At 73.0% G+C, this 20486-nt stretch carries 22 protein-coding genes and 1 pseudogene; 14 read left to right on the top strand and 9 right to left on the bottom strand.

What is annotated here, in order from left to right; translation table 11 throughout:
* The first annotated feature begins 160 nt into the window (after positions 1–160).
* From QMG39_RS09050 to QMG39_RS09020, 7 genes and pseudogenes are all read left to right on the top strand, one after another.
* On the top strand, positions 161–1420 hold the full coding sequence (locus QMG39_RS09050) for a kynureninase (protein ID WP_373878317.1): 1260 nt from the start codon (positions 161–163) through the stop codon (positions 1418–1420).
* 95 nt (positions 1421–1515) lie between these two features.
* Positions 1516–2076: a hypothetical protein gene (locus QMG39_RS09045; protein ID WP_281884200.1), complete on the top strand. Its 561-nt coding sequence runs from the start codon at positions 1516–1518 to the stop codon at positions 2074–2076.
* Positions 2077–2133: 57 nt separating this feature from the next.
* A pseudogene (gene purS / locus QMG39_RS09040) lies at positions 2134–2367 on the top strand (phosphoribosylformylglycinamidine synthase subunit PurS); the annotation flags it as partial.
* 164 nt (positions 2368–2531) lie between these two features.
* Positions 2532–3230 (top strand): phosphoribosylformylglycinamidine synthase subunit PurQ, encoded by a 699-nt coding sequence (purQ, locus tag QMG39_RS09035; RefSeq protein ID WP_281884198.1) that lies wholly within the window; start codon positions 2532–2534, stop codon positions 3228–3230.
* A gap of 47 nt (positions 3231–3277) precedes the next feature.
* Positions 3278–4666 carry a DUF2254 domain-containing protein gene (locus QMG39_RS09030; RefSeq protein ID WP_281884196.1) on the top strand — a complete coding sequence of 463 codons (1389 nt, stop codon included), beginning with the start codon at positions 3278–3280 and terminating at the stop codon, positions 4664–4666.
* Between the two features lie 11 nt (positions 4667–4677).
* Positions 4678–5217 carry a YaeQ family protein gene (locus QMG39_RS09025; protein WP_281884194.1) on the top strand — a complete coding sequence of 180 codons (540 nt, stop codon included), beginning with the start codon at positions 4678–4680 and terminating at the stop codon, positions 5215–5217.
* A gap of 88 nt (positions 5218–5305) precedes the next feature.
* Complete coding sequence (locus tag QMG39_RS09020) at positions 5306–5980, top strand: SDR family NAD(P)-dependent oxidoreductase (RefSeq protein WP_281884192.1); 675 nt, start codon at positions 5306–5308, stop codon at positions 5978–5980.
* Between the two features lie 19 nt (positions 5981–5999).
* On the opposite strand, the gene QMG39_RS09015 is transcribed toward QMG39_RS09020, so the two are convergent.
* On the bottom strand, positions 6000–6524 hold the full coding sequence (locus tag QMG39_RS09015) for an adenine phosphoribosyltransferase (protein WP_281884190.1): 525 nt from the start codon (positions 6522–6524) through the stop codon (positions 6000–6002).
* 135 nt (positions 6525–6659) lie between these two features.
* On the opposite strand from QMG39_RS09015, the gene QMG39_RS09010 reads away from it, so the two are divergent.
* From QMG39_RS09010 to QMG39_RS09000, 3 genes are all read left to right on the top strand, one after another.
* Positions 6660–7661, top strand: coding sequence for a DUF389 domain-containing protein (locus tag QMG39_RS09010; RefSeq protein ID WP_281884188.1), 1002 nt, complete (start codon positions 6660–6662; stop codon positions 7659–7661).
* Positions 7662–7794: 133 nt separating this feature from the next.
* Complete coding sequence (locus QMG39_RS09005) at positions 7795–8220, top strand: DUF6325 family protein (RefSeq protein ID WP_281884186.1); 426 nt, start codon at positions 7795–7797, stop codon at positions 8218–8220.
* A gap of 76 nt (positions 8221–8296) precedes the next feature.
* A complete protein-coding gene (locus QMG39_RS09000) occupies positions 8297–8635 on the top strand; it encodes an SHOCT domain-containing protein (RefSeq protein ID WP_281884184.1) in 339 nt (112 codons plus the stop codon).
* Positions 8636–8659: 24 nt separating this feature from the next.
* Here the strand turns inward: QMG39_RS09000 and QMG39_RS08995 are convergent, their stop codons facing one another.
* A complete protein-coding gene (locus QMG39_RS08995; protein WP_281884182.1) occupies positions 8660–9967 on the bottom strand; it encodes a mechanosensitive ion channel family protein in 1308 nt (435 codons plus the stop codon).
* Positions 9968–10159: 192 nt separating this feature from the next.
* On the opposite strand from QMG39_RS08995, the gene QMG39_RS08990 reads away from it, so the two are divergent.
* Positions 10160–10621: a DUF3817 domain-containing protein gene (locus QMG39_RS08990; RefSeq protein WP_281884180.1), complete on the top strand. Its 462-nt coding sequence runs from the start codon at positions 10160–10162 to the stop codon at positions 10619–10621.
* A gap of 72 nt (positions 10622–10693) precedes the next feature.
* Here the strand turns inward: QMG39_RS08990 and QMG39_RS08985 are convergent, their stop codons facing one another.
* The gene (locus QMG39_RS08985) at positions 10694–12052 is read right to left on the bottom strand and encodes a mechanosensitive ion channel family protein (RefSeq protein ID WP_281884177.1); all 1359 of its coding nucleotides are present in this window, start codon (positions 12050–12052) and stop codon (positions 10694–10696) included.
* 279 nt (positions 12053–12331) lie between these two features.
* On the opposite strand from QMG39_RS08985, the gene purL reads away from it, so the two are divergent.
* Together purL and QMG39_RS08975 are read left to right on the top strand one after the other, a co-directional pair.
* Positions 12332–14647: a phosphoribosylformylglycinamidine synthase subunit PurL gene (purL, locus tag QMG39_RS08980; RefSeq protein ID WP_281884175.1), complete on the top strand. Its 2316-nt coding sequence runs from the start codon at positions 12332–12334 to the stop codon at positions 14645–14647.
* Positions 14648–14680: 33 nt separating this feature from the next.
* Entirely contained in the window at positions 14681–15214 is a 534-nt protein-coding gene (locus QMG39_RS08975; protein ID WP_281884174.1) for an NUDIX domain-containing protein, read from the top strand.
* A gap of 390 nt (positions 15215–15604) precedes the next feature.
* Here QMG39_RS08975 and QMG39_RS08970 read toward each other — a convergent pair whose 3' ends face one another.
* Positions 15605–16696, bottom strand: a complete 1092-nt coding sequence (locus QMG39_RS08970) for a fatty acid desaturase family protein (RefSeq protein ID WP_281884172.1) — start codon at positions 16694–16696, stop codon at positions 15605–15607.
* A gap of 393 nt (positions 16697–17089) precedes the next feature.
* On the opposite strand from QMG39_RS08970, the gene QMG39_RS08965 reads away from it, so the two are divergent.
* Entirely contained in the window at positions 17090–17707 is a 618-nt protein-coding gene (locus tag QMG39_RS08965) for a GIY-YIG nuclease family protein (protein ID WP_281884170.1), read from the top strand.
* A gap of 58 nt (positions 17708–17765) precedes the next feature.
* On the opposite strand, the gene QMG39_RS08960 is transcribed toward QMG39_RS08965, so the two are convergent.
* The 5 genes from QMG39_RS08960 to QMG39_RS08940 form a co-directional block, all read right to left on the bottom strand.
* Positions 17766–18293 (bottom strand): hypothetical protein, encoded by a 528-nt coding sequence (locus tag QMG39_RS08960; protein WP_281884167.1) that lies wholly within the window; start codon positions 18291–18293, stop codon positions 17766–17768.
* A gap of 209 nt (positions 18294–18502) precedes the next feature.
* Positions 18503–18922: a pilus assembly protein CpaE gene (locus QMG39_RS08955; protein WP_281884165.1), complete on the bottom strand. Its 420-nt coding sequence runs from the start codon at positions 18920–18922 to the stop codon at positions 18503–18505.
* Positions 18919–19182 (bottom strand): hypothetical protein, encoded by a 264-nt coding sequence (locus QMG39_RS08950; protein ID WP_281884163.1) that lies wholly within the window; start codon positions 19180–19182, stop codon positions 18919–18921. Before QMG39_RS08950 ends, QMG39_RS08955 begins: the two co-directional genes overlap by 4 nt.
* A 10-nt stretch (positions 19183–19192) precedes the next feature.
* A complete protein-coding gene (locus QMG39_RS08945; RefSeq protein ID WP_281884161.1) occupies positions 19193–20119 on the bottom strand; it encodes an SDR family NAD(P)-dependent oxidoreductase in 927 nt (308 codons plus the stop codon).
* The gene (locus QMG39_RS08940) at positions 20116–20463 is read right to left on the bottom strand and encodes a chorismate mutase (protein ID WP_281884159.1); all 348 of its coding nucleotides are present in this window, start codon (positions 20461–20463) and stop codon (positions 20116–20118) included. Before QMG39_RS08940 ends, QMG39_RS08945 begins: the two co-directional genes overlap by 4 nt.
* Positions 20464–20486 lie beyond the last annotated feature (23 nt).

Here is a 20486-nt window from a genome sequence, read left to right as displayed (position 1 = left end):
ATCCGCCCGCTCGCACCGGCACGTGCCGCTAACACCGGCAGGTGCACGTCACACCGGCCCGCGCTGGAGCACGGGCCGGTGCCAGCTCGACGGGCCGGTGCGAACGGCACGTGCCGAACTGGCGGGACCCGAACAGGGCGCGTCGCCGAGAATGGAGTCCATGAGCCTCGACCGCCACCTCGCGTGGGCGCGCCGCCAGGACCGCGCCGACGGCCTCGCCCACTTTCGCGCGCGCTTCCACGGCGCCGACACCCCGCTCGTCTACTTCGACGGCAACTCGCTGGGCCGCCCGCCGGTCTCGGCGATCGAGCGGGTCGAGCGGTTCCTGCGCGAGGCATGGGGCGAGCGCCTCATCCGCGGGTGGGACGAGGAGTGGATGGAGCTGCCGTTCCGCATCGGCGACGACATCGGCCGGCACGTCATCGGCGCCGCGCCCGGCCAGACGGTCATCGGCGACTCCACGACCGTGCTGCTCTACAAGCTCGCGCGCGCTGCGGTCGACGCGCAGCTCGCCCGCGACCCGGCCCGCGTCGAGATCGTGGTCGGCAGCGACGACTTCCCCACCGACCGCTACCTGCTCGACGGCATCGCCCGCGAGCGCGGCGCCCGCCTGCGCTGGATCGAGGTCGCGCGCGACTCGGGCGTGACCGCCGGGCAGCTGCGCGCAGCGGTCGGGCCGGAGACGGCACTGGTCGTGCTGAGCCACGTCGCCTACCGGTCGGGCTATCTGGCGGATGCCCCCGAGCTCACGCGCATCGCGCAGGACTCGGGCGCGCTGGTGCTGTGGGACCTCTGCCACTCGGCCGGGTCGGTGCCGGTCGAGGCGGATGCCTGGGGGTTCGACCTCGCCGTCGGCTGCACGTACAAGTACCTGAACGGCGGCCCCGGCTCCCCCGCGTTCGCGTACGTGCGCGAGGACCTGCAGGCCGCGCTCGCGCAGCCGATCCAGGGCTGGATGGGCACCGCGGACGTGTTCGCGATGGGTCCGTCGTACGTGCCGGGCCCGGGCATGCGCCGCTTCATCAGCGGCACCCCGCCGATCGTCGCGATGCTCGCGATGCAGGACACGATCGAGATGATCGCCGACGCCGGCATGCCCGCGGTGCGCGCGAAGTCGGTCGCCCTCACCGAGTTCGCGATCGCCCTGAGCGACGAGTGGCTCGCACCGCTCGGGGTCGAGGTGGCATCGCCGCGGGCAGCGGCCGACCGCGGCGGCCACGTCACGCTGTCGCATCCCGCGATGCGCGAGGTCGTGGCCGCGCTGTGGGAGCGCGACGTGCTGCCCGACTACCGCGATCCGGGCGGGCTGCGGGTCGGCCTCTCGCCGCTGTCGACGAGCTTCGAGGAGACGTTCCACGGCATGGCCGCGGTGCGCGAGGCGCTGCGCGCGGTCCGCGCCCGCGAGGCCGGGCTGGCCTGAGCCGGCACGCACCGGCCGAGCGGGCGGCCGAGGTCTGGGCGAATCCATAGCTTCGTGCCGGGTCGCCCATAGCCCCGTGGTCGAGCATGTCTCACATGCAGAACGACGACCGCTCCCCGGAGGGCACCGGCGACGACGCCGGCCCGACCGAGTACACGCCCGCAGACCCGAACCCCGACGCCGAGGGCACGACGCCCGAGACCGAGGGCCCGGCACCCGAGGCCGAGCAGGCGGATGCCTCCGAGGCATCCGCCGCCCTGACCTCGACGGACACCCCCGAGCCCGCCGCCGCCACCGGTCCCACCACACCGCTCCCCCGGGCCACCGCCGACGGCGCGCCGCAGGCCTACGCCCCCGCCGCGGCAGCGCCCGCGGCCACCACCGCCACCACCGAGCCGGCCGAGCCGCGCACCCCCTGGTACCGCCGCCTCTGGTTCCTGATCACCGCCGGTGCCGTCGCCGGCCTGCTGCTGTTCGGTGCGGGCTTCGCCACCGGCGCCGCGACCACCGGCTTCTTCGGCGTGCGCGCGGTCGTCGGCGTCGATCGCCCGGCCGACGGCGACTTCCCCGGCCTGCCCGGCGGCCCCGGCGAGCGCGGCGAGCGCCCCGACCGCGGCGAGTGGGGCGAGCAGGAGGGCACCGGAACCGACTCCTGACCTGCGCGCCGGTAGACTCCAAGGGCATCCCCATCACCCATCGGACGGAGAACCACGGTGCCCACCATCGTCGTCGACGTGATGCCCAAGGCCGAGCTGCTCGACCCGCAGGGGAAGGCCGTCGCCGGCGCCCTCTCCCGCACGGGTCACGAGGCCGTCACCGGCGTGCGCATCGGCAAGCGATTCGAGCTCACCGTCGACGGTCCCGTCGATGACGCGGTGCGCGCCGACATCGAGCAGATCGCGGCCGACATCCTCTCGAACGGCGTGATCGAGGACGTCGTCGCGATCCACTGGGGCGACGACGAGGTGACCGCGCCGCCGGCCGACGAGACCGACAGCGAGACGGTCGACGTGTCGCTCACCGACGCGGAGATCGCCGAGGCTGCCGCGACCGCGCCCGAGGCGCACGACGGGGTCGGCTACGACGCCCCCGCGGGCGAGACGCACTGACCATGCGCGTCGGCGTCATCACCTTCCCGGGCTCGCTCGACGACCGCGACGCCCAGCGCGCGGTGCGCCTGGCGGGCGCCGAGCCGGTCGCCCTCTGGCACGGGTCGCACGACCTCGAGGGCGTCGACGCGCTCGTCCTGCCCGGCGGCTTCAGCTACGGCGACTACCTGCGTTGCGGCTCGATCGCGAGCCTGTCGCCGATCATGGCCGAGGTCATCGACGCGGCCCGGCACGGCATGCCCGTGCTCGGCATCTGCAACGGCTTCCAGATGCTCACCGAGGCGCGCCTGCTCGAGGGCGGGCTCATCCGCAACGACCACGGCAACTTCATCTGCCGCGACCAGGTGCTGACGGTCGAGACGACCGCGACCGACTGGACCGGCGACTTCGAGCTCGGCCAGCAGATCACCATCCCGCTGAAGAACGGCGAGGGCGGGTTCATCGCCGACGACGACACCCTGAACCGCCTGGAGGACGAAGGGCGGGTCGTGTTCCGCTACGTCGGCGTGAACCCGAACGGGTCGCTGCGCGACATCGCGGGCATCACCAACGCACGCGGCAACGTGGTCGGCCTCATGCCGCACCCCGAGCACGCGGTCGAGCCGGGCTTCGGCCCCGACACCCCCGAGGCGATGCGCTCGGGCGTCGACGGCCTCGACTTCTTCACGAGCGTCATCTCGCGCGCGCTCGCTCGCATCTGACCCGCGGTCGGCCGGTACGATCGGCAGCACCGACACGAGGAGGTGCCGTGGCCGTAGCGAGCCGATCGGATGCCGGCAGGGGGCGGATGCTCCGCAGGTGGGCCGCGTTCACCGACGCGTTCGGCACCCGGCTCTGGCCCGTGCCGACCGTCGCTGTCGTGGCCGCGGTCGTCGCCGGCCTCGCCATCCCCGCGATCGACCGCGCCGTCGACCCCGACCTCCCGGCGGCCCTCGAGGCCGTGCTCTTCGGCGGCGGCACCGACTCGGCACGAGCGGTGCTCTCGGCCATCGCGGGCTCGCTCATCACCGCCACGTCGCTGACCTTCTCGCTCACGGTCGTCGCGCTGCAGCTCGCGAGCAGCCAGGCGTCGCCGCGCGTGCTGCGCCTGTTCGCGCAGGACCGCATGGTGCACGGCACGCTCGCGCTCTTCCTCGCCACGTTCGCCTACGCACTGACGGTGCTGCGCACGGTGGACGACGCGAACGGCGACCCGTTCATCCCGCGCATCGCGGTCACCCTCGCGAGCGTGCTCACGTTCGCCAGCGTGATCGTGCTGGTCTTCTTCCTCGCCCACCTCGCCCGCCAGCTGCGCGTCGAGACGATCATGCGCGACGTGCACCGCGAGACGCAGCGCACGATCGACCTGCTCGAGGCCACCGAGCTCGACGGCGTCGGGGCCGCGCCCGAGCGGCCGTCGACGGCCACGACCGTGCCCGCGCGTCGCTCCGGATTCCTCACCGGCGTCGACCGCCACGCCCTCATCGAGGCCGCGGAGCGCTTCGACATCGTGATCGCCGAGCGCCGCGCGATCGGCTCGAGCGTCATCGAGGGCACGCCGCTGGCCGACTGGTGGCCGCGCAGCATGGTGAGCGAGGGCCGAGCGGATGCCCCTGAGCGCGACCCGTCCGAGATCGCCGACGCCGTCGTGGCCGCCCACGACACGGGCTACGAGCGCACCGCCGCGCAGGACATCGGGTTCGGGCTCCGCCAGCTCGTCGACATCGCCGCGCGTGCGCTCTCGCCCGGCGTGAACGACCCGACGACCGCGGTGCACGCGCTCAGCCACCTCTCGGCGCTGCTGTGCGCGATCGCGCGGCTCGACCCGGAGCCCGCCGCGCTGGTCGACGAGCACGGCGTGCCGCGCCTCGTGCACCGCACGCACGACTTCACCGACCTGCTCGAGGTGGCGCTCGAGCAGCCGCGCCGGTACGGCGCGGGCGACCCGGTCGTCGCAGCGCGGATGTTCCAGCTACTGCACGACGTCGCGCTGCAGACCGGTGCGGGCGAGCGGGGCGAGGCGGTGCGCGAGCAGGCGGCCCGGCTCGTGGCATCCGTCGCCGCCCACGACTACGACGACGTCGAGCGGGCGCGCTTCGCCGCGGCGGCCCGGGCCGTCGACGAGGCCCTGTCCGCCGCCCCCGCGGCGAGCGCGTAGGCTCGCATCCCATGGCGACAGGCGCGACGGTCCACACGTTCACGGTGCACCTGGCCGACGTCGACCGCGGCGTCTACGAGGAGCTCTCGTTGCGCGTCGCCCGGCACCCCTCGGAGACCGACGCATTCATGCTCACGCGCGTGCTCGCGTACTGCCTCGAGTACGAGGAGGGCATCGCCTTCAGCGACGGCGTCTCGGCCACCGACCTGCCGGCCGTGCTGGTGCGCGACCTCACCGGGTCGATCACGGCGTGGATCGAGGTCGGGGCGCCCGACGCCGAGCGCCTGCACACCGGCAGCATGCAGGCCGAGCGCACCGCCGTCTACACGCACCGCGACCCGGCCAAGGTCGCCGCGCAGTGGTCGGGCAAGCGCATCCACCGCGTCGACGAGCTCGCCCTGTACTCGTTCGACCCGGGCTTCCTCGACGCCGCCACCGCGCACCTCGAGCGCCGCAACGAGCTCACCGTCTCGGTCACCGAGCGCCGCCTCTACCTCGACCTGAACGGCGTCACGCTCGAGACCGACGTCCACCGGCATCCGATCGCCTGAACCCGGAGACCCGCTTCGGCCCGGGCGGCCCGCGCGGTGCGGGGTGGCGGTATCGTCGGGACGGTCCACGCCTACGAGGAGGTAGCCCATGCCCACCATCGCCATCGTCGGAGCAGGGCCCGGTCTCGGTGCCGCGGTCGCCCGCAGGTTCGGACGCGAGGGGTTCCAGGTCGCGCTGATCTCGCGCGACCAGGCGAAGCTCGATGCGCTGGCCGCCGAGCTGGGCGAGGGCGGGGTGACCGCACGCGGGTACGCCGCCGACGTGCGCGAGGCCGCGTCGCTCGAGGCCGCGCTCGCGCAGGCGGCGGCCGACCTCGGGCCGATCGACGTGCTGCAGTACAGCCCGTTGCCGTCCCGCACGTACCTGGAGCCCGTGCTCGACCTCACCCCCGAGCTCGCGCTCGAGGCGCTGAGCTTCTCAGCCCTCGGGCTGATCACTGCCGCCCGCGCAGTGCTGCCCGCGATGCGCGAGGCCGGCGACGGCACGATCATCCTGATCAACGGCGGCACGTCGGTGCAGGCACGGCCCGGGTTCTCGGGCACGTCGGTCGCGTTCCCCGCCGAGAGCGCGTACGGCGAGATGCTGCACCACGCCCTCGCCGAGGAGGGCGTGCGCGTGGTGCAGCTCGTCATTCCTGGTGGGATCCCGAAGCTCCAGCTCCCCAACGGCATCGACGACGTCGCCGAGCGCATCTGGGGGCTGCACGAGACGCCCGGCGGGTTCCGCACCATGCTCATCCCGCTCGAGGAGGGGCGCGAGTAGACGCAGGGTTCCCGGACCGCTACGCCTGCAGCAGGCTGAACACCTCGCGGCCCTTGAGGGCCGACCGCCCTCCCAGCGCCTCGAGCTCCAGCACGACGGCCACGCCCGCGACCTCCCAGCCGGCGCGCTCGACGAGCGAGCAGGTCGCTGCGGCCGTGCCGCCGGTCGCGAGCACGTCGTCGAGCACGAGCACGCGCGCGCCGGGGTCGAGCTCGTCGGCGTGCACCTCGAGGCGCGCCACGCCGTACTCCAGCGCGTACGACTCGGCGAGCGTCGCACGGGGCAGCTTGCCGGCCTTGCGCACGGCCAGCACACCGGCATCCGTGCGCATCGACGCGGCGCCCGCGAGCAGGAACCCGCGCGCCTCGATGCCGGCGAACGCGTCGTAGCGGCCTGCGAACGGCTCGACCATCGCGTCGACCATGCCGCGGAACAGCTCGGCGCGCGTGAAGACCGGCGTGAGGTCGCGGAACAGGATGCCCGGTTCGGGGAAGTCGGGCACGAGGGCGATGTGCGACTCGAGCTCGGCGCGGATGTCGTCCATGCGGACAGGGTAGCGGCGTGCGCGGCAGCGGCGTCGAGGCCGCCCGCCGCGGGGCCCGTGGCGGCGGGTGGAGGTCGGACAGGCTGGCAGGCCGCACACACACCGGCGTACCATCGGGGCCATTGGGGGCATCCGATGGCGTCTGGGGAACGACAGCGGTCCGAGCTGAACGAGCTCGGCGAGATGCGCGACGCCGTCTTCTTCGCCGGGCCGGAGCGGCAGCGCAAGGTCAGCCGGTACTGGATCCTGCTGGTGCTGTCGTCGATCATCTCGGCCGCGGGCATCGTCGCCGACTCGACCGCGACCGTGATCGGCGCGATGATCGTCGCCCCGCTCATGCTGCCCATCCAGGGCGTGATGCTCGCGAGCGTGCTCGGAGACCGGCTCAACCTGCGCCGATCGATGCTGCTGCTCATCGGCGGTGCGGTCGTCGCGGTCGGCATCGGGTTCCTGCTCGGCCTGGTGATGGTCTACGACATCGACGCGACCAACAACGCGCAGGTGGCGGCGCGCTCGTCGCCCGGGCTCGTGGACCTGCTGGCTGCGCTCGCCACCGGCGCCGTCGGGTCGATCGCGCTCGTGCGGCGCGACATCTCCGACACGCTGCCGGGCGTCGCGATCGCGATCTCGCTCGTGCCGCCCCTGTCGGTCGTCGGCGTGACGCTCGAGTCCGGCGCGTGGAACGACGCGTTCGGGTCGTTCGTGCTGTTCCTGACGAACGTCTCCGCCATGATCGGCACGGGCATGTTCGTCATGTCCATCTACGGTCGCAGCCGCGTCGGCGCCAACGCGCGCGTGGACGCCGTGCGCTCGCGCAGCCGCCGCAGCACGATCATCGTGCTGTCGACGATGGGCGCGGCCATCCTCGTGATCCTCACCCTGTCGGGCCTCGTCAAGCTGCAGGACAACCTGCTGGCCAGCCAGGTGCAGCACGAGCTGCAGCAGTGGGCGCACCCGGCGGGCTGGATCGTCACCTCGGTCACGTGGCACAACGACACGCTCGTCGCCCAGGTCGAGGGCCCGTCGCCCGCGCCCGACACGGACGACCTGCAGCAGGCGTTCGACGACGCCGGCATCGACACCACGCACATCTCCGTGCGCCTCGTCGAGGGCACCTCGGTCGACTTCGACGACTGAGCGGATGCCTCCGGCCGGCGAGGTCCGTCGCCGCGAGGCATCCGCCGCCGGCACCCGGGCCCTTCGACCCTTGCCCCCGCCAGCACCCCTCAATAGGCTCGGCATCGGGGAAACCGACACCGAGGGGGACGTCATGGGTTCTGGTCCGATCGAGATCGTCGTCATCGAATTCACGGGGAAGTTCACCGGCGCCATACTCCCCGAGCTGGAGCGGCTGGTCGCCGCGGGCACCATCAGCATCGTCGACGGGCTCGTGGCCATGAAGGCCGACGACGGCACCGTCGAACTCATCGAGATCGCCGAGGTCGACGACGACGACGTCGCCGCGCTCGGCGGCGTGATCGACCGCGTCGAGGGACTCGTCTCCGACGAGGACGTCGAGATGCTCACCGCGAGCATCGCCCCGGGCAGCGCCGCGGCGATCCTCGCCTTCGAGCACGTCTGGGTGAAGCCGCTGCGCGACGCGATCACCGCCGCGGGCGGATCGCTCGTCGACACCGTCCGGATCCCGGGTCCCGTCGTCGACGAGATCCTCGCGACCGTGCCCGACGAGGGCTGAGCGTCCGCCGCGGCGGGCAGGAGACAGGGGGAACCTCATGCGAGGCAGGATCGGACGTCCCGGACTCATCGGGACCATGGCGCGCACCGCGGTCGTCGCGGGCACGGCGAGCGCCGTCGCCGGCGGCGTGCAGCACCGGCAGGCGAACCGCTGGAACGCGCAGCAGCAGCAGGCGGCCGAGGAGCAGATGGCGGCGCAGCAACAGCAGCAGTCGCAGGCGCAGGTCGCCGAGATGCAGGCGCAGCTGAACGCCATGCAGGCGCAGCAGGCGGCGCCCGCGGCGGCACCGGCCGCACCTGCCGCGGCGGGCGGCGGCGACCTCATGGCCGAGCTCGAGAAGCTCGCGAACATGAAGGCCGCCGGCATCCTCAGCGACGCCGAGTTCGCCGCCGCGAAGGCCAAGCTGCTCGGCTGAGCGCCGTGGGGCCGGCCTCGCGGGTCAGCGCGAGCCCTCGCCCTCCCCGTCGGCGTCGCCCTCGCGGTGCTCAGCGCCGGTCGGGTCGCCGCCCTTGGGCGCCTCGGGGTCGATGACCCGCACGCGCTCGGCATCGACGACCTCGACCTTCGAGTTGAACGCGTCGGCGCGAGCCTGCGCCTCGGGCGTGCCAGAGAACAGGCCGGTGCGATCCTGCGGCACGCGTTGCGCCCGTTCGCTGGGTGCCCCCGGGGCATCCGAGTTGCCGACCAGCACGCGCTGCAGCGGCAGTGCGTCGCGGTCCTCGTCGCGCATCCACTCCGAGAGCTCCTCGCGGATCAGGCAGCGCAGGTCCCACATCTTCGCCGAGTCCTCGGCGCTGACGAGCACGCGGACGCGCATGTAGCCGCCCGTGGCATCCGTCACCTGGATGCCCGACGCGACGCCGTCCCAGAGGTCGGTCTCGGACAGCACCTTGTCGAGCTCCTTGCGCATGCCCGTCGTCGAGACGCGCCAGTCGAGGTCGAACTCGACCGTGCCGAGCAGGGCCTTGCCGGTCTTGGTCCAGTTCTCGAACGGCTGGCTCGTGAAGTAGGTGCAGGGCAGCACGAGGGAGCGCTGGTCCCAGATGTCGACGACGACGTAGCTCAGCGTGATCTGGTTGATGCGGCCCCACTCGCCCTCGACGACGACCACGTCGCCCACGCGGATCGCGTCGCTGAAGGCGAGCTGCACGCCGGCGAAGACGTTGCCGAGCACGGTCTGCGCGGCGAGGCCGGCGACGATCGAGGCGATGCCCGCCGACGCGAGCACGCTCGCGCCGACCGCGCGCACCGACGGGAACGTGACGAGGATCGACCCGACCGCGACCACCACGATGACCGCGACCACGAGTCGGCGCACGATCTGCAGCTGGGTGCGGATGCGCGCCGCGGTGTCGGTGTCGGACTCCTGGATGCGGTACCGCCGGACGCCGGTGTCGACCATGAAGAGGAAGATCTGGCACACCAGCCAGGCGCCCGAGCCGATGAGCCCGATGCCCAGCCAGTGGATGATCTCGGGCACCCACTCCGTGACCGGGAAGAAGACGAACCCGACCATCAGCGACATGAGCAGGATCGTCACCCGGAACGGCCACTCGGCGCGCTGCCGGAGGGCCTCGGGCCAGTCCTTCTTGCGGCGGATCAGCGCGAGGATCACCCGCGCGATCACGACCACGATCACGCCGAAGAGCAGCGAGATGCCGAGGGCGATGAGGAATGCCCAGAGGTGCGACCATCCGTCGAGTGCGGCGAGTACTTCGAGCTCTTCGGTTCCGGTGAGGTCGTCCATGCGGTCCTTCCGTCGGGTGCGTCGGGTGCCGTCCCAGCCTAGGCAACCCCTCGCCGCCGCTCGAATCCGCTGTGCACCGCCGCCCGACTCCAGACCCGTCAATTCCCTGCGCTCTCAGCGCCCAGAGCGCAGGGATTCGACGGGTCTCGGGTTCAGCAGGGAGGATGGAGGCACCCCGACCCCTGGAGCACCGTGACCCCGCGCATCCTCTTCCGCACGCTCGCGATCGCCGAGGCGATCACCTGGACCCTGCTGATCGCGGGCATGGTGATCGCGTACGGCTTCGACGGCAGCCGCCTCGGCATCTCGATCGGCGGCGGGCTGCACGGGTTCGTGTTCCTCGCCTACGCGGTGTGCGTCGTGGTCGTCGCCGTGAACCAGCGCTGGCACTGGGGCGTGACGCTCACGGGGCTCGTCTCGGCGATCGTGCCGTACGCGACGATTCCGTTCGACATCTGGGCCGACCGCACGGGCCGGCTCGACGGCGGCTGGCGACGCGAGGCCGGCGACGACCCGCGCGATCAGCGGTGGGTCGAGCGGATGCTCCGCCTCGCGCTCGCGCGCCCCGTGACCACGGTCGTGCTCGGCGTGGTCGGCGTCGCGGTCGTGTTCAGCGCGCTGCTCGTGATCGGCCCGCCCGGGGGCCGCTCCTAGCGGTCGGCGTCAGCCGACGCCCCGACCCGGCTCGCGTCAGCGGGGCATCCGCTCGCCCTGCCGGCACCCGCGTCAGCGACCGCCCTCGCCGCCCGAACCGCCGTCGGCCGAACCGAAGTCGACGCCCTCGCCGCCACGACCGGCGACCTTGTGGATCGCCCCGGTCGACGCGACCAGTTCGCGCTCGCGGTCGACTCCGACGTAGCCGAACTCGTGGGCGAGCTCGCGCTCGACCGCCTCGACGTCGAGCGTCTGCGTGAACACGGCGGCCCGCTCCTCGGCCTCGGGGCTTCCGGAGAACATGCCCTCGGCGGCATCCACCGCCCTGTCGACCACCGCGATCGGCTCGGTGAGCACGAGCGGGGCCGGGGCCTCGGGGTCGACGTACTCGAAGCGCTGCACGGGGAGTGCGGCGGCGTTCTCGGCCTGCACCCAGAGCACGAGCTTCTCACGCACGAGGCAGCGCAGGTCGTAGAGCTTCGCGGCGTCCGCGGCGCTGATCACGCAGCGGATGCGGACGAGCCCGCCGACCGCGTCGAGCACCTGGAGGATCGACGTGCGGCCGTCCCAGAGCTCGGAGTGCGCGGTGATCTGCTCGAGGCGCTCGCGCATGCGGGTGGTCGAGACGCGCCAGTCGAGGTCGAAGTCGACGGTGCCGAGGAGCTCGTTGCCCTCCTTGGTCCAGTTCTCGAACGGCTGGGTCGTGAAGTAGGTGCAGGGCAGCACGAGGGTGCGCGAGTCCCACACCTCGACCACGACGTAGCTGAGGGTGATGCGCTTGATGCGGCCCCACTCGTTCTCGACGACCACGATGTCGTCGACGTGGATCGCACCGGTGACGGCGAGCTGCATGCCCGCGAACAGGTTCGCGAGCACCGACTGCAGCGCGAGGCCGGCGACGATCGAGGCGAGGCCGGCCGACGCGAGCATCGACGCGCCGATCGTCTGCACGTCGGGGAAGGTGAGCAGGATGGCGCCGACCGCGACCACGGCGATGATCACGATGGCGACGCGCTGGAAGACCTGCAGCTGGGTGTGCAGGCGCCGCACGTGCCGGTTGTCCATGTCGCGCGGGTAGCGCGCGGTCGACAGGTCGGCGACGAACATGACGAGCGAGCCGAGCAGCCAAGCGACGCTCGCGATGAGCGCGATCTTCAGGCCGTGCTCGGCGGCGGCGCGCCACTCGCGCTCGGGCATCGTCACGGCGAGCGCGACGAAGCCGCCGACGAGGAAGACGGTCACGCGCAGCGGCAGGGTGAGGCGGCGGGCGAGCATGGCCGGCCAGTCGTCACGATTGGCGACGAAGCGGATGCCACCCTGCACGAGCCAGCTGAACACGAGGCTCGCGCCGATCGAGAGCCCGACGGCGAGCACGAGTCCGATCCACGACCTCCACTGGAAGTCGGCGAACACCGACTGCAACCACTCCATGCGACACCTCCCGGCTCCGTCACGGCCCGCACCGCGGGCACCCGGCCCGCACCCTGCGGACACGACGAACGGCGGGGCCGTAGGGCCACCGCCGCCATGCTGTTCCAGACGCTACCGGTGCGCGCTGAACGCGCGCTGCACGCCGGTTGTGCGCACGCCGAGAGCGGCCGGCGCCCGCCGCCCGACACCGGCGTTCGGGCGCGTCGGCGGTAGGATCGACGCGTCAGCGTCCGGCGCGGCATCCGCCCCCGGCATCCGCTCGTTCCGGGAGTCTCCCACGTGACCGATACCGTCTCCACCACGGCCACCCTCGACACCGTCGAGCACGCTGCCGCCACCCCCGACAAGGAGCAGCCGTACGCCGCGCTCGGGCTGAAGCCCGACGAGTACGACGAGATCCGCGAGATCCTCGGCCGGCGTCCCACCTCGGGCGAGCTGGCGATGTACTCGGTCATGTGGAGCGAGCACTGCTCGTACAAGTCGTCGAAGAAGTACCTGCGCCAGTTCGGCAAGAAGGTCACCGACGAGATGCGCGAGCACCTCATGGTCGGCATGGGCGAGAACGCCGGCGTGCTCGACATCGGCGAGGGCTGGGCGGTCACGTTCAAGATCGAGTCGCACAACCACCCCAGCTACATCGAGCCGTTCCAGGGCGCCGCGACCGGCGTCGGCGGCATCGTGCGCGACATCATCTCGATGGGCGCGCGCCCGGTCGCGGTCATGGACGCGCTGCGCTTCGGCGAGATCTCCGACCCCGACACGGCGCGCGTCGTGCACGGCGTCGTCTCCGGCATCTCCTTCTACGGCAACTGCCTCGGCCTGCCGAACATCGGCGGCGAGACCTGGTTCGACCCGGTGTACCAGGCCAACCCGCTCGTCAACGCCCTCGCGGTCGGCGTGCTCCGCCACGAGGACCTGCACCTCGCCAACGCCAAGGGCGCCGGCAACAAGGTCGTGCTCTTCGGCGCCCGCACGGGCGGCGACGGCATCGGCGGCGCGTCGATCCTCGCATCCGACACCTTCGCCGAAGGCGGCCCCACCAAGCGCCCCGCGGTGCAGGTGGGCGACCCGTTCGCCGAGAAGGTGCTCATCGAGTGCTGCCTCGAGCTGTTCGCGGGCGACCTGGTCGAGGGCATCCAGGACCTCGGCGCGGCCGGCATCTCGTGCGCGACCTCGGAGCTCGCGTCCAACGGCGACGGCGGCATGTCGATCGTGCTCGACGAGGTGCTGCTGCGCGACCCGTCGCTCACGGCCGAGGAGATCCTCATGTCGGAGAGCCAGGAGCGCATGATGGCGATCGTGCGCCCCGAGAAGCTCGAGGGCTTCCTCGAGGTCGTCGGCAAGTGGGACGTCGAGACCAGCGTGCTCGGCGAGGTCACCGACACCGGTCGCCTGTCGATCACCTGGCGCGGCGAGGAGATCGTGAACGTCGACCCCCGCACGGTCGCGGTCGACGGCCCGGTCTACGACCGTCCGGTGCGCAAGCCCAGGTGGCTGAAGGCGTTGAACGCCGACTCGGCGACCGCGCTGCCCCGCCCGACCTCGCCCGACGAGCTGCGCGACCAGTTCCTGCAGCTCGTCGGCTCGCCGAACCTCGCCGACGCCTCGTGGGTGACCAACCAGTACGACCACTACGTGCTCGGCAACACGGCGCTCGCCTCGCCCGACGACGCGGGCATGATCCGCGTCGACGAGGAGTCGGGGCTCGGCGTCTCGGTCGCGACCGACGCCAACGGCCGCTACTGCCAGCTCGACCCGTACGCCGGCGCACAGCTCGCGCTGGCCGAGGCGTACCGCAACGTCGCCGCGACCGGCGCCGTGCCGATGGGCGTCTCCGACTGCCTGAACTTCGGCTCCCCCGAGAACCCCGAGGTCATGTGGCAGTTCAAGAACGCGGTCGAGGGGCTGGCAGACGGATGCCTCGAGCTGGCGATCCCCGTCACCGGCGGCAACGTCTCGTTCTACAACCAGACCGGCGACGTGCCGATCCACCCGACGCCGGTCGTCGCCGTGCTCGGCGTGATCGACGACGTGGCCCGCCGCATCCCGTCGGGCTGGCAGGACGACGGACACAACATCTACCTGCTCGGCATCACGCGCGAGGAGCTCGACGGGTCGGCGTGGGCCGGCGTCGTGCACGACCACCTCGGCGGCACCCCGCCCGTGGTCGACCTGCCCGGCGAGGAGCGCCTCGCGGGCCTGCTGCGTGCCGCCTCGCTCGAGGGCCTCATCGACTCGGCGCACGACCTCTCCGACGGCGGGCTCGCGTCCGCCCTCGCGGAGGGCGTGCTGCGCTTCGGCGTCGGCGCCCGCGTGGTGCTCGGCGAGGTGCTCGACCGCGATGGCGTCGACGTGGCATCCGCCCTCTTCTCCGAGTCGCAGGGCCGCGTGATCGTGACCGTGCCGCGCGAGGACGACGTGAAGTTCCGCGGGCTGTGCGAGGGCCGCGACTACCCGGTCGCGCGCATCGGCGTGACGGATGCCGCCTCGGGCTCGCTCGAGGTGCAGGACGCGTTCACCGTGTCGATCGACGAGCTGCGCGGCACGCACCGCGCGCCGCTGGCCGACGCGTTCGGGCCGGTCGTCGGGCACTGAGGGCGGGCGGTCGTGCCGGAGGCGGGTGAGCCCGTGACCGGTGCAGGCGAGCCCGAGGACGACGGCCCGCGCGGGTACTCCGCCGAGTACGCCGCGGCGCACGGGCGGTTCGCCCTGATCCCGGCGGCGTACGTGTTCCTGCTCGACGATGACGGACACGGTGGCGGTGAGCGCGTGCTGCTGCAGCGCCGCGCGGGCACGGGGTTCTACGACGGCTGGTGGGGCGCGTCCGCGGCGGGGCACGTCGACCCGGGGGAGTCGGCCGTCGACGCCGCGGTGCGGGAGGCGGCCGAGGAGATCGGCGTCGGCCTCGAGGCATCCGACCTCGTGCCCCTGACCACCCTGCACCGCAGGGCGGGGTCGGATGCGGCCGCCGACCAGCGGGTCGACTTCGCGTTCTCGTGCCGGCGCTGGGCGGGGCATCCGTCGCTGCAGGAGCAGACCGCCGACGCGCTCGAGTGGTTCCCGCTCGCCGCGCTGCCCGATCGCGTGGTGCACCACGAGCGCGCCGTGCTGGAGGGCCTGCGCGACGGCACCCTCGCGGCGATCACGCCGTTCGGGTTCTGACGGGGTCGCCGGCGGGCCGAACGTAGGAGATCCTCCCCGCCACGCCGGGCTCGCACCCGCACGGCCGGCGTGTCGTCCTTCGTTTCGCACATGCCGGACCCGGCCGGGTGGACCGAACGTAGGACGTTCCTGCCGACACACCGGGCTCGCGGCCGTCCGCCGGCGCGTGATCCTCCGTTTCGCACACGCCGGACCCGGCCGTGTGCGCCGCACGTAGGACGTTCCTCCCGACACGCCGGGCTCGCACCCGCACGGCCGGCGTGTCGTCCTTCGTTTCGCACATGCCGGCCGCGGGCCGGCGCCGGACCGGCGCTGCGAGGCACCTGCGCGCCGGCAGGCCCCGGCCGGCACGCACGAACTCGCCCGCGCACCGGACCGCCGCGGCGCGCCTCAGCAGATGGCGGCGCGCTGCGCCACGAGGGGGCACTCGAACGGGTCGCGCTCGCCCAGGCCGACGCGGTTGATGTAGCGCAGCACGATGCCGTAGCTGTGCCAGAGGCCGGTGCGCACGTAGGGCACGCCCTTCTTGCGGCAGTACTCCGCGATGATCGGCGCCGCCCGGCGCAGGTGCGGCCGCGGCATCGACGGGAACAGGTGGTGCTCGATCTGGTAGTTGAGCCCGCCCATCAGGAAGTCGATCGCGCGCGAGCCGCGGATGTTGCGGCTCATCATGACCTGGCGGCGGAGGAAGTCCAGCCGCAGGTCCTTCGGCACGAGCGGCATGCCCTTGTGGTTGGGCGCGAACGACATGCCCATGTAGACGCCGAACAGCCCGAGCTCGACCGCCAGGAAGAGGGCCGCCTTGCCCGGCGACAGCACGAGCAGCACCAGCACCGGGAAGCCCAGCAGCCGCACCGCGAGCAGGCCGGCCTCGGCGGCGCGGCGCGCGAGGTGCTCGCGCACGAACACCCGGCGCACGCTCGAGGCGTGCAGCGAGATGCCCTCGAGCAGCAGGATGGGGAAGAAGAACACCCCCTGGTGCGCGATCAGCCACTGCAGGATCGCGGGCCGCGGGCGACGCACCTGCTCAGGCGTGAAGGCGACGACGGGCAGGTCGATGTCGGGGTCGGACCCGATGCGGTTCGGGTTCGCGTGGTGGCGGGTGTGCTTGTGCTGCCACCAGCCGTAGCTCATGCCGATGAACAGGGATCCGAGCACGATGCTGATCCAGTCGTTCCACCGACCGGAGCGGAAGATCTGCCGGTGCGCGGCGTCGTGCCCGAGGAACGCGACCTGCGTGAACAGGAACGCGAAGAGCACGGCCGTGAACAGCTGCCACCAGGTGTCGCCGAGCAGCACGAAGCCGGTGATCGCGGCCGCCATGATGACGGGCACCGCGATGAGCTTGGTCCAGTAGTACCCGTACCTGCGGCGGAGGAGTCCCTCGTCGCGCATGATCCGGGCCAGGTCGGTGAAGTCGCTGTTCGCGGGCTTCCGATCCGGTCGCGGCGCCTCGAGCGCCTGCGTCGCGTTCGCGTCCATCGACCCCACCTCCTCGCGAGCACCGGATACCGAACCGGCTCCCGCATCGGGGTCGTGGATGCCGCGTCGTCACGGGCGCGCCGCTGCGGCGGTCCACTGGTTCCAGCGTACGTCTGCGCCCGGTCACGGCCGCCGATGCACCCCGGATTCCCAGCCTCGGCGGATGAGGGCTCGGATGTACGCCGGCGTGCCGGCGTGCGGCGTGCCGGCGTGTCCGCGTGCCGGAGTGCCGGCATGCCTGCGTACCGGCGTGCTCGCGTGCCGAATACAGGAGATCCGGCCCGACACGCCGCGGCCGGCTGCGGCCGACGGCGTGTCGTCCTACGGTCCGCACGGGCCGGGCCGGGGGAGGGCGACGCGGGTGGCGTCGGCGGGCCGGCGTAGGGTGCGCGCATGGGTGGCGAGGGCGAGCACGGCGTGGGCGGTGCCGGCGTGGGAGAGCGCAGCTCGGGCGGGTGCTGGGCGGCGGATGCCTCGGGGCGCGCGTGCGATCGCAGGGTGGAGCCGGGGGCGCCCGTGGCGCTCTGCACGCGGCACCTGCTCGCCGCGTACGACTGGGTCGCGCGCGACGTGGGCGTGACCGACCTGCTGCCCGGGCCGTGCCGGGCGTGCGGCGGCCGGGTCGGCGTGCGGTACCCGTCGGGGTGGGTGTGCGCGACGTGCGAGTGGCGCGTCGGCGACGTGCCCGACGGCGAGGGCGGGACGCCGCGGGTGGAGGTCGTGTACTACCTGCGGTTCGACGACCGGGTGAAGATCGGCACGACGTCGAATCCGCGCGGGCGGTTCGCGGCGCTGCCGCACGACGAGGTGCTCGCGTTCGAGCGCGGTGGACGCGCGCTCGAACAGCGCCGGCACGCGACGTTCGCGGCGCACCGCATCCCGGGCACGGAGTGGTTCGAGCAGCACGCGGAGCTCGGCGCGCACGTGGCGGCGCTGCGCGCGGGCGTCGAGGATCCGTGGGACGCCTACGCGCGCTGGGTGAGCGCCGCGCTCGCCCTCCGCGGCGCATAGCCGGCCCGCATCCTCCCGCCACCCACCTCACCGGTCGCGCGTCTGTTCGCCGATGAGGTCAGGCGCCCTCGGGTGGGTCGAGCAGCAGGTCGAGGCGGTCGGCGAGGTAGCGGTCGAACGGGATCACCGCGTCGTCGAAGGAGGGGTTCCAGCGCACGAGCAGCTCGCCGTCGCGCAGCAGCAGGGGGCCGTCGGATGCGGCGAGCGCCGCCGGATCGAGCGGGAGCTCGCGGGTGTGGAAGTTCACGGTCTCGTCGCGTGCGAACGGCCCGTCGAACGCGGCCGCCCGGTACACGCGGCGCACCTCGGCGGAGTTCGCCTGGAACGTGGCCCGGCCGGGCGGCGTGGCGCGGGTCACCTCGCCCGTCGCGTGCAGCGTGCCGTCGGTGCCGACGAGCAGCACGCCCAGCCGCCAGACCCGCCCGACGGGGCGCATCTTCGGCTTGCGGGCGATGCCGAGCACGCGGCGCGACGGCTCGAACACGGCGAGCGCCTCGTCGCGCGCGTCGGCGGCGACGAGCGCCTCGCGCGCGGCCACGAGAGCTCCCCGCGCTCGTACGATCGCGGCATCAGCGGCATCCGCCATGCCCTGATCGTAGACAGACCCGCCCCCCGCGCCCTGCCCGCTCGCCGAGTCGTCACGAACTGTCGCCTCCTGGCGCGGATAGCGACACTTCATGACGACTCGGGGACCCGCGGGAGGGGACCGGTGGGGGCGCGGAACCGCGGGGGCGAGGGCCGGCGGAGCGAGGGCGCGCGGGCGGGCGCCGCCGGGGCCGGGGGCGGGCGCACGGATCAGCGGGTGCGGCCGACCAGCTCGAGCAGCGCGAGCCCGTAGGCCTCGGCGGGGTCGGGGTGCTCGAAGCGGAGGCGCTCGCCCGCGAGCTCGATCTCGACCTCGAAGGCGTCCTCCAGGCGGCGCAGCGACCGGAACGTGCCACGCAGCAGTTCACGAAGCTGGTCCTCGCGCGGCAGCCAGACCGCGTCGGCCAGGTCGACCGAGTCGAGCGCCCACTCGGTCGTGCCGTTGAACCCGAGAATGGTGCCGGTCGAGTAGTCGTGCGGCTCGATCGTCATGTCGCTCACCGTGAACACGTCCGCCTCGATCTCGGGCTCGACGTCGCTGGTGAGGTCGAGCTGGAACCGGTCGCCCGATGCGGGGTGCCACACGAGTCCGGCTTCGCGCAGGGCGAGCCCGAGTTCCCGGCTGATCATGCGCCGCTCCCGTCCGCGGCGTCGCCGCCTCGACGCGACCGGCGCCGCTTCGGCTCCGGGTCCGGCTCCTGGCCGCGGGTCGTCCGCGCGCGGATGCCCGCCCCGATCACCACGACCATCAGCCCGACCAGGATGAACCCGAACCGCGAGGTCACGAGCGCGAGCACCACCACCACGGCGCCGACGACGACGAGCACCTCCGCGGCGCGCGTCCGGAACGCCGACCACAGCCGGCCGCCCAGCGACTCCCGGTCGGTCATCGCGGCCCGCTCACCCGGCCACCGGCACGGTCTGCCCGGTCCACTGCTCGGACCGCGTCCACAGCTGCGACGCGATCGCCCGGTCGATCGAGGTGCGCGCCGGACGGTGGCGCGTCGGCACGCCCTTGGTCCACCAGCGCGGGCCCCAGTAGTCGCCGTTGCCGGCTTCCGGCGCCGCCGCCGCGACGAGCACGGACGCCGCGCCGCGGTGCTTCCCCTGCGTGAACGGCGCCTGCAGGTTGTCGGCGAACCGGGTCGCGCCCGAGGGTTCGTTCACCCCGGGCACGTACGGCGTGCGGCCGCTGATCGAGTACCCCGGGTGCGCGACGATGCTCGACACCGACGAACCCGCCGTCTCGAGGCGGCGCGCGAGTTCGAAGCCCGTCGACTGCGCGGCGATCTTCGAGTGCGCGTACGCGGTCCAGAAGTCGTACGAGTCCTCGAGCTGCAGGCCCTCGAGGTCGAACCCGCTGAGCCGGGACGACAGCGAGCCGAGCCAGACGATGCGCGCCGCATCCGACCGCTCGAGCACCGGAAGCACCTGCGCGACGAAGGCGAAGTGGCCGAGGTGGTTGGTGGCGAGCACGAGTTCGTGGCCGTCGGCCGAGACCTCGCGTGCGCGGGGCGGATGCACCGAGCCGGCGTTCAGCACCAGCCCGTCGAGGCGGTCGAACGACTGCACCTGCGACGCGGCGGCGCCGACCGAGTCGAGCGACGAGACGTCCATGACGAGGGTGTCGACGGATGCCTCCGGCAGCCGCTCGCGGATCGCGGCGACGGCCGCGGCCAGCCGCTCCGGGCTCCGCCCGCTCAGTACGACGTGCGCGCCCGCGCCGGCGAGCCGCGCGCTCGTGAAGAACCCGAGCCCGGCGTTCGCGCCGGTGACGAGGTACGTGCGCCCGCCGAGGGGTGGGAGCGCGGTGGGGTACCAGCTCATGCGTCGGAGCCCGGCTCGCTCGCGGCATCCGTCGCCTCGCCCGCGATCTGCTCGTGGTGCTGGATGACCTCGGCGACCACGAAGTTGAACCACTTCTCGGCGAACGCCGGATCGAGGTGCGCGTCGACGGCGAGGGCGCGCAGGCGGGCGATCTGGCGCTTCTCGCGCTCCGGGTCCGACGGGGGCAGGCCGTGCTCGGCCTTCAGTCGACCGACCTTCTGCGTGAACTTGAACCGCTCGGCGAGCAGGTGGATCAGCGCCGCGTCGATGTTGTCGATGCTCGAGCGGATGCCCAGCAGCTCCGTCATCGCAGCGGCCTGGTCGTCGGGGCGGATCTCAGCCATGCACACGACCCTAGCGAGTCGGG

The organism is Agromyces rhizosphaerae, assembly GCF_027925245.1.
Classification (GTDB): Bacteria; Actinomycetota; Actinomycetes; order Actinomycetales; family Microbacteriaceae; genus Agromyces; species Agromyces rhizosphaerae.
Note: the sequence above shows the minus strand (reverse complement) of the source record. Positions and strands in the feature narration are given on the sequence as shown.